The 15,047-nt window shown below is 42.3% G+C and carries 15 protein-coding genes; 8 read left to right on the top strand and 7 right to left on the bottom strand.

Annotated elements, in window-relative coordinates; all coding sequences use genetic code 11:
* Positions 1 to 267: 267 nt before the first annotated feature.
* Both NQU59_RS04765 and NQU59_RS04760 read left to right on the top strand, forming a co-directional pair.
* A complete protein-coding gene (locus NQU59_RS04765; RefSeq protein WP_005238315.1) occupies positions 268 to 1,545 on the top strand; it encodes an O-acetylhomoserine aminocarboxypropyltransferase/cysteine synthase family protein in 1,278 nt (425 codons plus the stop codon).
* Positions 1,546 to 1,790: 245 nt separating this feature from the next.
* Entirely contained in the window at positions 1,791 to 2,678 is an 888-nt protein-coding gene (locus NQU59_RS04760; RefSeq protein WP_005238314.1) for an SDR family NAD(P)-dependent oxidoreductase, read from the top strand.
* Positions 2,679 to 2,747: 69 nt separating this feature from the next.
* Here NQU59_RS04760 and NQU59_RS04755 read toward each other — a convergent pair whose 3' ends face one another.
* Positions 2,748 to 3,845 carry an SDR family NAD(P)-dependent oxidoreductase gene (locus tag NQU59_RS04755; protein ID WP_257065229.1) on the bottom strand — a complete coding sequence of 366 codons (1,098 nt, stop codon included), beginning with the start codon at positions 3,843 to 3,845 and terminating at the stop codon, positions 2,748 to 2,750.
* A 107-nt stretch (positions 3,846 to 3,952) separates the two neighbouring features.
* Here NQU59_RS04755 and NQU59_RS04750 point away from each other — a divergent pair, with 107 nt between their 5' ends.
* Complete coding sequence (locus NQU59_RS04750; RefSeq protein ID WP_005238312.1) at positions 3,953 to 4,330, top strand: MerR family DNA-binding protein; 378 nt, start codon at positions 3,953 to 3,955, stop codon at positions 4,328 to 4,330.
* Positions 4,331 to 4,829: 499 nt separating this feature from the next.
* Positions 4,830 to 6,122, top strand: a complete 1,293-nt coding sequence (locus NQU59_RS04745; protein ID WP_005238311.1) for an MFS transporter — start codon at positions 4,830 to 4,832, stop codon at positions 6,120 to 6,122.
* A 66-nt stretch (positions 6,123 to 6,188) separates the two neighbouring features.
* On the opposite strand, the gene NQU59_RS04740 is transcribed toward NQU59_RS04745, so the two are convergent.
* Positions 6,189 to 6,950 (bottom strand): HD domain-containing protein, encoded by a 762-nt coding sequence (locus tag NQU59_RS04740; protein WP_005238310.1) that lies wholly within the window; start codon positions 6,948 to 6,950, stop codon positions 6,189 to 6,191.
* Positions 6,951 to 7,349: 399 nt separating this feature from the next.
* Between NQU59_RS04740 and NQU59_RS04735 the strand changes: the two genes are divergently transcribed.
* Positions 7,350 to 8,657: a CitMHS family transporter gene (locus tag NQU59_RS04735; protein WP_005238309.1), complete on the top strand. Its 1,308-nt coding sequence runs from the start codon at positions 7,350 to 7,352 to the stop codon at positions 8,655 to 8,657.
* A gap of 50 nt (positions 8,658 to 8,707) precedes the next feature.
* Here NQU59_RS04735 and NQU59_RS04730 read toward each other — a convergent pair whose 3' ends face one another.
* Positions 8,708 to 9,592 carry a LysR family transcriptional regulator gene (locus tag NQU59_RS04730; RefSeq protein WP_257065228.1) on the bottom strand — a complete coding sequence of 295 codons (885 nt, stop codon included), beginning with the start codon at positions 9,590 to 9,592 and terminating at the stop codon, positions 8,708 to 8,710.
* A 107-nt stretch (positions 9,593 to 9,699) separates the two neighbouring features.
* On the opposite strand from NQU59_RS04730, the gene NQU59_RS04725 reads away from it, so the two are divergent.
* Positions 9,700 to 10,455: an SDR family oxidoreductase gene (locus NQU59_RS04725; protein ID WP_257066163.1), complete on the top strand. Its 756-nt coding sequence runs from the start codon at positions 9,700 to 9,702 to the stop codon at positions 10,453 to 10,455.
* 49 nt (positions 10,456 to 10,504) lie between these two features.
* Here NQU59_RS04725 and NQU59_RS04720 read toward each other — a convergent pair whose 3' ends face one another.
* The 3 genes from NQU59_RS04720 to NQU59_RS04710 all read right to left on the bottom strand — a co-directional run bounded on the left by NQU59_RS04720 (position 10,505) and on the right by NQU59_RS04710 (position 12,440).
* Positions 10,505 to 10,822, bottom strand: a complete 318-nt coding sequence (locus tag NQU59_RS04720; RefSeq protein WP_005238305.1) for an AzlD domain-containing protein — start codon at positions 10,820 to 10,822, stop codon at positions 10,505 to 10,507.
* On the bottom strand, positions 10,819 to 11,532 hold the full coding sequence (locus NQU59_RS04715; protein ID WP_257066161.1) for an AzlC family ABC transporter permease: 714 nt from the start codon (positions 11,530 to 11,532) through the stop codon (positions 10,819 to 10,821). The genes NQU59_RS04720 and NQU59_RS04715 overlap by 4 nt, the downstream gene beginning before the upstream one ends.
* A 77-nt stretch (positions 11,533 to 11,609) precedes the next feature.
* Positions 11,610 to 12,440 carry an AraC family transcriptional regulator gene (locus tag NQU59_RS04710; RefSeq protein WP_257065227.1) on the bottom strand — a complete coding sequence of 277 codons (831 nt, stop codon included), beginning with the start codon at positions 12,438 to 12,440 and terminating at the stop codon, positions 11,610 to 11,612.
* 311 nt (positions 12,441 to 12,751) lie between these two features.
* Between NQU59_RS04710 and NQU59_RS04705 the strand changes: the two genes are divergently transcribed.
* The gene (locus NQU59_RS04705) at positions 12,752 to 13,675 is read left to right on the top strand and encodes a DUF2167 domain-containing protein (protein WP_257065226.1); all 924 of its coding nucleotides are present in this window, start codon (positions 12,752 to 12,754) and stop codon (positions 13,673 to 13,675) included.
* Positions 13,676 to 14,419, top strand: a complete 744-nt coding sequence (locus tag NQU59_RS04700; protein WP_043972411.1) for a hypothetical protein — start codon at positions 13,676 to 13,678, stop codon at positions 14,417 to 14,419.
* Positions 14,420 to 14,450: 31 nt separating this feature from the next.
* Here NQU59_RS04700 and NQU59_RS04695 read toward each other — a convergent pair whose 3' ends face one another.
* Positions 14,451 to 14,939, bottom strand: coding sequence for a hypothetical protein (locus NQU59_RS04695; RefSeq protein ID WP_257065225.1), 489 nt, complete (start codon positions 14,937 to 14,939; stop codon positions 14,451 to 14,453).
* Between the last annotated feature and the right edge of the window lie 108 nt (positions 14,940 to 15,047).

Here is a 15,047-nt window from a genome sequence, read left to right as displayed (position 1 = left end):
AAATAAAGCGAATAAATAATCGGGCGTATTATACGCTGAAAACCCAATCGACTTGAAGTTAAGTTAGGATTTGTTTATCCCGAACGGCAGATTTTATTTTTCAAGACATTACAGGATCGAATGATTTCACTTTTATCAAAAGATTTTCCATGGGCAGAGCACTGGTTATATCAGGAAAAACGCTATACAGCGCAAAATTTATGCACCATTTTGGATAAAATATGCGCTAGACTCGGTCAGTATTTAACTCACGTAGATGATGTAATCATGACCTATAAAGATGAAACTTTAGCCATTCATGCGGGATATTCACCAGAAGCGACCACCAAAGCCGTGGCCGTGCCGATTTATCAAACGACCTCTTATGCCTTTGATAATACGCAACATGGTGCAGATTTATTTGATCTCAAAGTACAGGGCAATATCTATACCCGAATCATGAATCCGACCACAGCCGTGCTGGAACAGCGTATTGCAGCACTGGAAGGCGGGATTGGTGCCTTGGCTTTAGCCTCTGGCATGGCTGCGATTACATATGCGATTCAAACCATTGCCGAAGCGGGTGACAATATTGCATCGGTATCGACCTTATATGGTGGTACTTATAACCTGTTTGCTCACACCTTGCCAAAGCAAGGCATTGAAGTCCGTTTCTTCGACTATCAAAACCCAGAGGCATTGCGTCAGATTATTGATGATAAAACCAAACTGGTCTTCGTTGAGTCGATCGGTAACCCACTCGGCAATATCATCGACTTAGACGTGATTGCCAAAATTGCACATGAATACGGCGTACCTGTGATTGTAGATAATACGGTGGCCACACCTGCGTTGCTCAAACCTTTTGAATTTGGTGCAGATATTGTGATTCATTCACTGACCAAATATATCGGTGGTCATGGCAACAGTATTGGTGGCGTGATTGTCGATAGTGGGAAATTCCCTTGGGGCAAATATCCTGAACGCTTTAAAGCCCTGAATACGCCAGACCCAAGCTATCACGGTGTGAATTATGTCGAAGTATTGGGTGAAGCGGCTTATATTGCACGTGCGCGCGTGGTGCCATTGCGCAATACAGGCGCCGCGATTAGCCCTCTCAGCGTATTTTTGATTCTACAAGGCCTGGAAACTTTGAACTTACGCATGGAGCGCCATACTGAAAATGCCATCAAGGTTGCTGAATATTTAAAACAGCACCCGAAAGTAAAATGGGTGAATTATGCAGGCCTCTCCGATCACCCACAGCATCATTTGGCCCAAAAATATGTGAAAGGTAAACCTTCCGCCATCCTGTCTTTCGGCGTCCAAGATGGATTGGCTGGGGGGACACGTTTTATTGATGCATTACAGCTATTTACCCGCTTAGTCAACATTGGCGATGCCAAAAGTCTGGCTTGCCATCCTGCGACGACCACCCATCGTCAACTCAATGCCGAAGAGCTAAAGTCAGCTGGGGTCAGTGAAGACCTCGTCCGCTTGTCTATTGGGATTGAGCATGTAGATGACCTGATTGCGGATCTTGAACAGGCCCTTGCACACGTTTAATTTGAATGAAATCGATTAGCCCCGGATACGGGGCTTATTTTTATACAAATACTCAAAAATATTATTTCTTTTTCAACTATTACAACATCTTACTTTAGAGCTTTTAATCTAAAAACTATTATTTTTCAGATATTTACACTAGACAAACAAAAAATATCGACTATTATTAGACCAAAATAAATTGCAATGTTAATCGCAATAAGAAAGCATTGCATACAACAGCGTGATTAATGTAGGACACTTACATGAATGCAAAACTCAAAAAACTTTTTCAGCAAAAAGTCGACGGTAAAACAATCATTGTCACTGGTGCATCAAGTGGCATTGGTTTAACGGTTTCAAAATATCTTGCTCAGGCAGGTGCCCATGTCTTATTGCTCGCTCGTACGAAAGAGAAGTTAGATGAGGTCAAAGCAGAAATCGAAGCTGAAGGAGGTAAAGCCTCTGTTTTTCCATGTGATCTAAATGAAATGGAATCGATTGATGCCGTTTCAAAAGAAATTTTGGCGGCGGTGGATCATATCGATATTCTGGTCAACAACGCAGGTCGATCAATTCGTCGTGCCGTACACGAGTCAGTGGACCGCTTCCATGACTTCGAACGAACCATGCAGCTCAATTATTTCGGTGCAGTTCGTCTAGTGCTGAATATCTTACCGCATATGATGCAACGTAAAGATGGTCAGATCATTAACATCAGCTCGATTGGTGTATTGGCCAATGCAACCCGTTTCTCGGCGTATGTGGCTTCTAAAGCAGCGCTGGATGCATTTAGCCGTTGTTTGTCTGCAGAAGTTCATTCACACAAAATTGCGATCACCTCTATTTATATGCCGTTGGTCCGTACGCCAATGATCGCACCGACCAAGATTTATAAATATGTCCCGACGCTTTCTCCAGAAGAAGCAGCAGACTTGATTGCTTATGCCATCGTGAAACGTCCAAAGAAAATTGCCACCAACCTCGGCCGCCTTGCGTCAATTACATATGCCATCGCGCCTGACATCAACAATATTTTAATGTCCATTGGTTATAACTTGTTCCCAAGCTCTACCGCCTCTGTGGGTAAACAAGAGAAATTAAACCTGATCCAACGCGCCTATGCACGTTTATTTCCAGGTGAGCATTGGTAGTCTTTTGTCACCAGGTTCAATAAAAAACAGCCAATCTTTTGATTGGCTGTTTTTTATTTGCAAAAGACTTTAGCTTACTTGGTTGATCCAGTCCGTAGTTTTACGGATCGCCACCTCTACATTACCGGTTGAGATCTGCCAACGCTGTTTGAACTGCTGTAAATCGGCTTGTTCTAAAGGTTCAGTTCTTAGGAAATCTAACATTTCCGTAGACATTTCTAGTTTCTTCGCCAACCATTGCCACTTTAAAATTAGTTTCAATAAACCGATCGGAACCTGCCGTGTGGGAGCCTTGACTTGCAACTGAGCAGCAATCATGCCTGTCAATTGAGGCAGGCTGAGCTGATGCTCGCTGACTACCAACATCGATTGATTCACTAAATCCTGATCCATCGATGCCTTCACCATGATCTGACACAAATCATCGACACGGATCAGAGGTAGATAATGTTGGGCGGTTGCAGGGATGGCGCTCATTTTTCCCCGCTTTAACAAATCAATCATTTGCGCGATCGGCTGATTTGTGGGTATTTCACCGGACTCCTCATCGCCAACAACTGTTGCTGGATGGATGATGGTCCAGTCAACAGATAACTGTTGCGCCTGCTGTATCCATGCAAAATGAGCTTCTACTTTCGATGCCTCATAGGCACCTAAATGCTGGTAAACTGCGAGCCAATTGGTCTTGTCAGGCCGATCAAGGCAAACTCCCGCTTGTTCTAAATGATTTTGAATCGTCAACATATAACCCGAAACATGGACAGCGCGTTTTAAATCACAATGCTGATGCACACAATCTAATAAATTCAATGCACCTTTAACATTGACAGTCCTTGCCTGCTGCATACTGAGATTCCATGCAAATAATCCACTGCTATTATATAAGGTGTTGACGGACTTTAATTTGTCCCAGTCCTCGCGGCTGATGGCCAAATCCACCTGCGTTATATCACCTTGAATAAAAATCAGTTGATCCAAGGAAATACCCTTTTGACTAAGCCAATGCATAAGTATTGTTTGCTGTTTCGCCTGATTCCGAACCAAGGCAAAGACCGAGTAGCCCTGTTTCAAGAGTTCCAAAATTAAGTAACGACCAATAAATCCTGTTGCACCTGCAACCAAAGCGACTGGTTTATCTTGCTGTATTCTGAAGTTGTTATGATCCATCTCTCACGCTCTTTTGATTGAATATAGGCATAGGCTAAAGGATGGAGTACACTCAATGGTCAAGGGATTTATGCAATTACTTTTTAAAATAACAAAGGATATTCATTATGTTGATTGGACAGTTGGCAAAACAGGCCGATCTTAGTCGAGATACCATTCGCTTTTATGAAAAAATGCAGTTGATCCAGTCGATGACCTGCAATAATGGCTATAAAGATTACCCTGAACAAACCCTACAACAACTCCAATTGATTCGTACTGCTAAAAATCTAGGCTTTGCGCTGAGTGAAATTAAACAGATCTTGGCAATGACGGTACAAGATGAAATTCCTGCCGCACAGCTCCAAACAATCCTTCAGGAAAAGCTCAGCCGGATCGATGAAAAAATTGCCCAACTTGATCAAATCAAAGCAATGCTGCATAAACTGACACAAGGAGAACCATGTCCATTAAGAGCAGACTGTGCTGTTCCAGGACTCAATTAATGACCATAAAAACATGCTTGCATCTCAATAATAGCGATGTGTATAAATCAAAACTTATCCACAGCTTTGCTGCATTAAGCAGCAACTCCCCCTACTGCTTTATCCATAAGCCTATTTTCTAAATCATTCGTTTGCAGTCTGATCATCAAATCTAGCTACACTCATCCTCATGCACGGGCTTAAAGCGGAATCATAAAATTAAACTCATCTACATGCTTTCATGACAATCGACGTACATGACACCATATGCTTTACTGAAAAGAATCCCCCTCCCATAACTCAATTAATTGCTTTTTAAAAACATTAAATTCTCAATATTGACTATTTTGACATTCTTCCCCTGTTAAAGAGTCAGTAAAAAATCGTGCCTATTCTCCACATATAAAAATGTTTTCATAAAAAACATACAAAATAGTGCCATTTTCATGCTTTTTTAGCGGTATATAACATTCTGTAAAGATTCAGTTACAGAATCTTGCTTGGTTGAAAAGGAACGTATATGAGTCAGACATATAGCAAGGAAGAAAGAACAAGCCGTATCAAGGGTATTGTCGGTGCGGCATCAGGGAATCTAGTTGAATGGTTTGATTTCTATATTTATGCAGTTTTTGCGGCTTATTTTACCCATGCCTTAACTGCACCAGATATGGAACCAACCACCAAAGCCATTTATGTTTGGGGGGTGTTTGGTGCCAGCTTCTTTATGCGACCAATTGGGAGCTGGTTGTTCGGACGGATTGCTGACCGTCAGGGCCGTAAGCAGTCGATGGTCATTTCGATTTGCTTGATGGCACTCAGCTCATTCCTCTTTGCCGCTTTACCGACCTATGATCAAGTCGGAATGTGGGCACCGTTTTTACTGCTTATGGTGCGTTTATTACAGGGTCTCTCTGTCGGTGGAGAGTACGGTGCTGTGGCGACCTATATGAGTGAACTGGGTTTAAAAGGACAACGCGGCTTCTTTGCTTCCTTCCAGTATGTCACCTTGTCAGGGGGGCAGTTACTGGCCAGCTTGCTGGGAGTAATCTTGCTTGGTTTCATGACTGAGCAGCAATTGAATGATGGTGGCTGGCGTATTCCATTTGTTATTGGTGGTATGGCGGCATTGCTTTCGTTAGTTGCACGAAGCCGCTTAGAAGAAACTTTATCGCATGAAGATGCTGAGCGTGAAGAATCGGGCAGCTTAATCGCTTTGCTGAAGCAGCACTGGAAAACCTTCTTATTAGTGGTGGGCTATACTTCTGCAGGTTCACTGACCTTCTATGTGGTCACCGTGTACTCAAAAACCTATCTCACCAATATCGGCATGGATGGCAAAACCGTTGGTTTCATCATGACCACTGCCTTGTTTGTGTTTATGTTGGCTCAACCGCTATTTGGTATGCTTTCTGACCGTATTGGCCGTCGTGCATCCATGCTGGCCTTCAGCTTACTCAGCGCCATCTTTATCTATCCAGTGATGGTGACGGGCATGCGTAGCTTTGCCGATTCGCCAGTCATGATCACCTTATTGTTGATTTTCCTGATGATGTTACTGAGCTTCTATACCTCGATCAGTGGTCTGGTCAAAGCTGAAATGTTTCCACCACATGTTCGTGCTTTGGGCGTTGGTTTTTCTTATGCAGTCGGTAATGCCTTGTTTGGCGGTTCTGCTCCCTCGGTGGCCTTATTGTTCAAAGATGCAGGCATAGAAAATACCTTCTTCGTCTACGTGATTATTATGCTGTTGATCTGTTTCTTCTGTAGTTGGGCAATACCGAAAAAACCTGAATATCTGGAACATGATCATTAACTCAAGCTCCTAAAACTCCAACCACTTTTGCTGTAGCAAAGGTGGTTTTTTTATATGCGGTATTCATCATGCATAAGGGTTTAACTTCACCAAGTGTTTTAAACCACTATTTACCAACATTGCGGTCCGAGATTTTGGACGTCTTTGTCCTTCCTGCTGGGTAAATTCAATCATGTTTTGACTGAAATCCAGGCGCGGATACTGCTGCTGTAATTGTTGTCTGAACAGGCTGGAAAATTCAAAACCGCGACTGCCAATCACATCACAACTGGCAGCCTGTTGCAGTAAATGTGCCTCGACCCCTTCATCCAATGCGACATAAGGATTCATATGCAGGCTGATTGCGTCAAACAGTTGATCTGCGCGTAAGTCTTGCCAGCCTCGTTGAATTGACCAGTCTTTTGCAGCATATGCCCCTTGCCCGGCAAAACAGCGACAGTTTGCATGATACTGATCATATTGCTTCGTCATACCCAAATCATGCAATAAACACGAAACTGCCAATAATTCATCATCGCGTTTTAATTGTTGCATCTTGGCAAATGCAACGGCATAACACCATGTGCGCAGACAATGATTTTGCAAAGCCTCTGCGCTGCAAGATTGCATTAACTCCAATGCCTGTTGTACCTCTAAGCTATCAGGTAACTTTAGATCGTCCAGATTCAATTGAAACTGAGATGCAGGCCTTATACGGTGCGACAAGCTATACATGTTTATGCTCTGTTTGAGCACAGGCAGCAGACTATGGCGTAGTAGCGCCATGCGATCTTTTAAGGATAAATCACCCGAACTTTGCACCATCCAGGCTTGTCGGCCAATCCGCATGTTCATCTCACTGGATAAATTAGAGCATTTACTCTAATTTATCCAGTCCTCAAAAGTCAAAGTTTTAATCGCTTTTATCCTGAGCACATGTATGAGGTCGTTCATCTTGATGAAGACTATTCTTTAGCTGCCCTATTGCCTTAGGGTGATTTTATGCAAGAGTCCAAAATAGAATTAATATTTCTTTATTTATCAATTATTTTTAAATTTCACCTACCACTATTATTTATTAAAATTTAAATGATCTGGCGATTTATTCGCCTTTTCGTTTAATTTTCCTGCTTAAATTTAAGTTTAAATTAAGTTTTTATGCATAATGGACGGCGCTTCATTTTTTTATTTTTGGTGTATTTTTAACACTTTTTTATGGCAAGAGGTTACAACTTAAGGGAGTAAATAATGCTTACGCTGATAGGTATTCTAATTATTGTGACGATTGTCGTGCTGCTCATGTCTGGTAAAACCAGTCCGATTGTAGCCATGTCGATTGTTCCACTGATTGGCGCTTTAATTGCAGGCTTTTCGATTAGCGATATTTCCGGCTTCTTTGAAGCAGGGCTATTAAAAGTCAGCAAAGTGGCCACCATGTTTTTATTTGCCATTTTGTTTTTTAGTATTTTAAAAGAGTTACATGTCTTTGATCCAATGATTCGAAGCATGGTGCGTATGACACGCGGTAATGTGGTGATTGTTGCCGTCATGACCACCTTAATTGCGGCTGTTGTGCATCTGGATGGTTCAGGTGCAGCCACTTTTCTCATCATTATTCCCGCATTACTTCCACTTTACCGCAAATTAGGGATGAGTCCTTACCTGATGCTATTGCTAATGGCAGGCAGCATGGGGGTGATGAACATGGTTCCGTGGGGTGGTCCTTTAGGACGTGCCTCAGCCGTTACAGGAATTGAAGCAGCAGAACTCTGGCGTAGCCTGATCCCGGTTCAGGTGGTTGGGGTACTCGGTATGATGGGTTTTGCTGTTCTGATGGGGCTTCGTGAAAAAAAACGGATCTTGGCCGCCCAAGCTTTCGGCACCACGCCATTTGAACAAGATTGTATGGCCGCAGATCTTGCAGAAGATACACAAGAACAAGTAAAGCCTAAAAAGTTCTGGTTTAACATTGCCTTGGTTATTCTTGCCGTGATCTGTCTTGCATTTGGTCTGTTCTCAGCCCCTTATGTCTTTATGATTGCCTTATCGCTGGTTTTACTGGTGAATTTCCCCAAACCTAGAGAGCAAATGGCTGTTATTAGCCGCCACGCGCCACAAGCACTTAGCATGGTTGCCATTATTTTTGCTGCTGGTGCCTTTTTAGGGATTCTCTCCGAATCTGGTATGTTGCAATCGATTGCACTGGATCTGATCAAGATTTTGCCAAGTACATGGGTAGGTAGTCTACATATTCTGGTGGGTATGCTCGGCGTTCCAATGGACTTATTTACCAGTACCGATGCCTACTATTTTGCCTTGCTCCCGATCGTACATGAAGTCACCTCAACAGCTGGAGTTTCTGCTCACTCGGTGGTTTATGCCATGGCTATTGGCAATAATGCGGGAACCTTCGTCAGCCCATTCTCACCCGCCACTTGGCTGGCTATGGGGCTGGCAGGAACGGATATGGGACGTCACTTACGCTATTCCTTTGGCTGGATCTGGTTATTTAGCTTTTTCACCTTGGGTGTGGGCTTCTTGCTTGGCCTGTACTAATCGTTGTAACCGTCAAAAAGCATACTCAGGTATGCTTTTTTTATGTCCGACTAAAGTTGGGCTTTTAATAATCCATCGAGCCAATCAATAAAATCTTGAAGATATTTGGGACGATATTGGCGATCCGTCAGTAAAATATTGACGGGCAACTGCAAGTTTGGAATATCCATAAATAAGCGCTGTAACTGACCTTGCTGAACATAGGCAGCTGCATCAAATTCAGGAATTTGAATGATGCCAATACCGGCTAAACCCGCTTGAATATAAGCTTCAGTATTTTCAATCAACAAGCGATACGGCAGCTTGATCCGCTGGTCCTGAAAGACCAGTTCACTAAATTCACGATAATGCTTGGCAACATGATAATCCACAGCGAAATGCTGCTGAAGCTCATCTACATGCTTTGGTTCACCAAACTCTGCCAGATATTGCGGCGAAGCCACCGTCCAGATCTGAGTGTGGGTAATGGGCCGAATCAATAAATACTCATCCTGCACCTGCCCCACACGTACCACACAATCAAGCTGTTGCTCGATCAAATTGGAGAAATCATCACTACCGTTGATCAGCACTTTGACCTTGGGATAACGCTGATAAAAAGAAAATAAATGAGGAAGGAGAATCTGGGTAACCATTCGTTTTGGCATCCCGATACTGATCGTGCCCTCTTGGCTGCGTGCCTGACGTTTAAAACGATTCAACTCTTTTAACTGCATGACCAGACGTAATGCCTCGTCATAAAATAAACTTCCTTCATGCGTTAATGCCACCTTACGGGTGGTTCGATAAAACAGCAGCACTTCATATTCTTTTTCCAATGCCTGTATGGCATAGGTTACGTTCGAACGCGGCAATCCGAGTTGTACTGCAGCTTGTGCAAAAGACTGTTTCTCTGCAACCAAACAGAAAATTTTTAAACGATCAATCTTGTCCATTTTATTATTCAACTTTGTTGCACAATCAGTTCCATACTAACAACTATTTCAAACAAATAAATTGGATTAGGATGATTTTCATGCCAAAACAACACGAGAACGATCCTATGTCACAACATCAATTAAAGGGCAAAACCGTCTTGATCACGGGTGGTGCTAAAAACCTTGGTGGACTAATTTCACGTAAATTTGCCGAACAAGGTGCAAATTTATTGATTCATTACAATAGTGCTGCCACGCAAGCCGACGCGGAACAAACCTTAAAAGACGTACAAGCATTTGGGGCAAAAGCGATTTTGGTCCAAGCCGATTTAGCTGACATTCAAAATATCGAACAACTCTTTATTACCGCCAAAGCCGAATTTGGTGGCATCGATATTGCCATTAATACTGTAGGGCGAGTGCTGAAAAAACCATATCTGGACACCACCGAACAAGAATTTGATGGCATGAATGACATCAACAACAAAATTGCCTATTTCTTTATTCAATCGGCTGGCCGTCATCTCAATGCGAACGGCAAAATCTGTAGTATCGTGACCAGTCTGCTTGCCGCCTATACAGGTCTTTATTCAACCTATGAAGGTCTAAAAGCACCGGTCGAGCACTATACCCGTGCTGCATCGAAAGAGTTTGGCGCGCGTGGTATCTCGGTAACCGCCGTTGCACCTGGGCCTATGGATACGCCGTTTTTCTATGGTCAGGAAACACCTGAAGCCGTGGCTTACCATAAATCGGCGTCCGCCTTGGGTGGACTGACCAAGATCGAAGATATTGAACCTTTAGTTCGCTTTCTAGTCACAGATGGCTGGTGGATTACAGGCCAAACCATTTTCGCCAATGGCGGTTATACCACACGTTAATTTTGAGACTTACTCATGCTTGGGCATGGCTTGCCACTGCCCAAGTCGACTAAGGCAGCCAAAAGACCAAGGCATAAAAACAGGCCAGACTAAGGAAAATTGTCAGCAAGGTATGCTTGACCTTATAAGCAATTGCAATGGTTAGAATTGTGGCAAGAAAATACGGGTTCAATAAAGTCTCACGAAAGCTACCCTGCTCATCCATAAACACAATCGGGGTCGCAATCGCAGTCAACAAACACGGTGCAGAATATTGTAACGATTGCTGAAACCATTTCGGTAGCCGTAAAGGGATATTCGGTTCCAGCAGCATATAGCGATTCATAAACACCACGATTGCCAGAACAATCAGAAGAGACCAACTCATGCTGTACGCTCCCGAAGATTCTGTATACAGGTGGCCGTCAACATTCCAATCACGCCCGCCAAGATCGCAGCACTTTTGATGCCCAAGCTCAGGAAAACCAAGGTTAAACCCACAGAGACCAACACACCCACCAAGGTATTCAGGTTTTTAATAAAAGGAATCACAATCGCAATAAAGGTGGCAACAATAGAAAAATCCAGATGGTATTGATCCAGATTTGGCACAGAGGCCGCCAACAGGATCCCGCAAACACTAAACAGTACCCAACACAGATAGAAGCAACTGCCTGCTCCCAATAAATAGTAAATATAATGCGGCTGCTTTTTAATACTGACCGCGAACAGCTCATCCGTCAGTAAAAAGCCCAACAGTAAACGATGCTTTAATGGCTGTTTGGCAATGTCTTCACGTAAATACAGCGCATATAAATAATGCTGGGTGGTAATCAGAAATACGGAAATGATAATCGTGAGTGCGGGTGTTCCAGCCATCACTAAACCTAAGGTCATCAATTGCGCCGCACCAGCAAAAACCAAGGCTGACATGCCAATCGCTTGTAGGGTGGTCAGTCCCGCCTGTATCGCCATGGAGCCCGCAAGCAAACCCCAAGGTAGAACTGCAAAGCATAGAGGCAGTATTTTAATCACACCGTTTAAAAATACCCGAGATGCGGCCATTGGCGTGTTATCTGTTATGGTCTCACTTAACATCAACATCACAATTTTTCATACAAGATCAGCAAACTATGCCAAAATTCGATCAATCAAAATTGTATAAAATTGCTGTTTTATGTGAGATAGGCGATATACCCTCCTGGGGTAATGCCAAAAGTTTGACGAAAATGTCGGCTAAAATGACTTTGATCCGAAAAACCACATTGCTGCGACACTTCGGACAAATTCAGCCCTTGCCTTAAGAGTCTTTGTGATTTCTGCAAACGAGCCTGTATCAACCATGCATGCGGAGATAGTCCCACATATTTTTTAAATTGACGTAGAAAATGCCACTGGCTCAGATTGGCGATCGCAGCAAGTTCAGCCAAGGAAAATTCTTGTTCAGGCATACTCGCCATCAACTCTTTGATATTGAGAATGCGCTGCTTGGCATTACTCAAATCCACGATTTGCGGTTTGACTTGGCTATACTTCGACACCAGCCATGCAATCGTAGACAAGAATAAGGTCTGCTTTAATAAGGTATTGTTCTGTTGTTCCAGTAAATCAAACAGTAAACGAAATTGTTGCGCTAAACCTTCATCATGCAATACCGCTTCTCTAAACCAAGGTGCTGTGCCGTGCACGGTAGTTAAATCACGTGTCAGCTCATAAAAGACTTCAGGGGTTGGATAGATTGCGCGATAACGCCAGCCTGTTTCTACCGCCGAAGATCCGGTATGCACTTCATCGGCATTGACCAGAATAATATCGCCCTGTGGTGCCACATGATTGCCCCCTGTGCGGTAGAAGCGTTGTGCACCCTCTTCAATTACACCGATGCAAAATCCTTCATGAACATGCCGTGAAAATTCCTGCTGATAGTAGCTAGCTTTCAGCATTTCCAGACCACCCAGTTCCTCTAGGTGTAAATAATCGACTTGTTCACGAGGTCTACGCGACATCACGACCTCCTTTAATTTTTTGCATCAAATCAGGTTAACCCAATTGAATCAGATTTATAGAATAAAATTGCTGTTTGTTCAAAACAAAGATCAATGGGGCTAAATAAACGCCGATGGCACACTCTGCATTTTTAAAGTTAAACCGATTCATTTAAATAAGGCCTCTATTTTAGATCATCGAAATCGCAGTAAATTAAACAGCAAAGCGTCGTTTAAATAGATTTAATTCTTAATCAAAATATTCTAAAATCCGCGCATAATTTATGCAATAAATTGTAATAAAACCAAAAGTTAAAAATTGAGAGAAACAGATGTTAAATCCTTTGCACCCTAAAAAATTAATCCCTTTAAGCTATGCCATTGCACTGAGCCTTTCAGTAGTAGCAACCACAACCTTTCCAGCTGATGTATATGCTTCAGCATCCACAGAACAAACCAGCACAAATTCAGCTTCATCACCACATGCTGAACAAAATCCAATGGCCACATTAGATTGGCATTTAGGACCCAAGAAAGAAAATGTCGCTAATGTTGCTACCTTAAATACACTGAAAGATGAAGGATTTTTAGATCCTAAAAATGCAGATAAATTCCTAGAATTAACAGGCAATTTAACTACAGGCAGCACTAATATTTTAGTCGCGCCTGATGATTCATGGTGGGCAACCTTTGATTTTGATGCAGCAGGATATGTGAAAGATGATGAGAAAATCGATGCCGATGCCTTATTAAAACAAATCAAAGATTCTGATGAGTCTTCAAATGAAGAACGCACGCGTCTAGGTTATCCAAAACTGTATACCTTGGGTTGGGCCGTACCTCCCCATTATGACAACCAGACCAAACGTCTGGAATGGGCACTCAAAATCAAAGATCAGGACAATAACCAAGCAATTAACTATACCATTCGGATCTTGGGTCGTACCGGTGTAACCAGCGCGACCTTGGTGTCTGATGAAGAACATTTAACGCAAAATATTGGTGCGTTTAAAACCAGTTTAAAAGGCTTTGATTATAATTTTGGTGAGAAATATGCCGAATATCGTGAAGGCGATAAAGTCGCTGAATATGGTCTAGCCGCATTGATTGCAGGCGGTGCTGCAGTTGTCGCCACCAAAAAAGGCTTCTGGGCCGCCATTGCAGCCTTCTTTGCGGCTGCATGGAAATTTATTGCCGTGGGTGCGATTGCAGTCGGTGGCTGGGTTCGTTCTTTATTTAATAAAAATAAATCTTAAATGCACCTCGCTGTTGAACTACTGCTCACGATTGGGATAGTCGGGTTCTATATCTATGACTCGGCTTCTCTCTATTTTTATAATGAGTTCAATCTTCACAAAGGGATGCGATCTAGATTTAAATCGGAATTGATTTCAAGACAAATCAATGTCTTGCATAAATATCTGTTTATTCCAAACCTACTGTTATCGCATCAACTACTTTTTAAATGTGCATGGAAAATTAAAGATCCTGAGCCCAGTATTCATGCCCATGATCTGCTCCACATCAAAAATATCAGCCAGATATTAAAACCACTGCAAGGAATTAATATCTTGATTTTTATTCTGACCATTATTGTTTTGCCCTTATTGATGATATTTAAAGCAAACTATCTTGCAGTTGCGATCATCTTAGTGCTTATTTATAGCCTCAATCTTATTTCAATCCTTGTGGTGATGATAAAACGAAAAAGATTACAGCTCTCTAATTTTAAAATCATGCAGCTCTTATTGGATGCCTTATTATGCCCACCGTTTGCTTTAAACCTATTAAGAAAAATTAGTTTAAATTATCAGGCCAAAACGGATGGTATATTACTCGCCGCCCAAATACTCGATTTGCAGCAATATCAACGCCTACTTGATAATATTTTGCTGGATATCCAAGCATTAAAAATGGCGTCAAATGAACAGAACATCACGCAACTCGAACTAAGAGAACAACAACTTCTCCAGTTAAAAGCGTCAATTGAACAGCAATAAAATCCTCACTCTGGAGGTCTTAAACCACGGATTACTTTAATGATGCCGGAATATCAACGCGTCTTACCTCTTGACCATATTTGAGTCCTGAGTCTTTTCCCATGCGATAACAAACTTTGACATTGTCATAGGCATCTCGATAAGCATAGACACTGCCTTGAATGCACAATTGTGGCTGTTGAAGCGAAAATTGAATCAATGCAGGTTTCCCGTTTAATCCGCCTTTCTCATCTTTAAAGCCCAAGATTTCATCGCGTAATGGAAACACGATCCCAGTTTCGGCATCAATCACAACATAACGAATCGCTTGAGCCGATCCAACATTCAACAAAATTTTGGTTACATCAAAGTTTGGAGACTGCTTTGCCAAGGCGGATTTATATCGAGCAATATTTTGTTTGGAGCAAAAGTTAAAATCATCATAATCAAAGCGACAGTCAGCGGTTGCACGATAAGGAGCCTTGGCCAGTGCAGCACAACTTAAGCTTGAAAGTAGTAATAAAAGCAATATTTTTTTCATTTTCTGACCCTTTGATATGTTATGGCGAATAGCCTTTCTTCTATTCAAAAAATTAAAATAAAATCACTGAAAAAAAAAGCCTCCGAAGAGGCTTTTTTAATATCTTGG

Origin of the sequence: Acinetobacter colistiniresistens, from assembly GCF_024582815.1 — a bacterium.
Classification (GTDB): Bacteria; Pseudomonadota; Gammaproteobacteria; order Pseudomonadales; family Moraxellaceae; genus Acinetobacter.
Note: the sequence above shows the minus strand (reverse complement) of the source record. Positions and strands in the feature narration are given on the sequence as shown.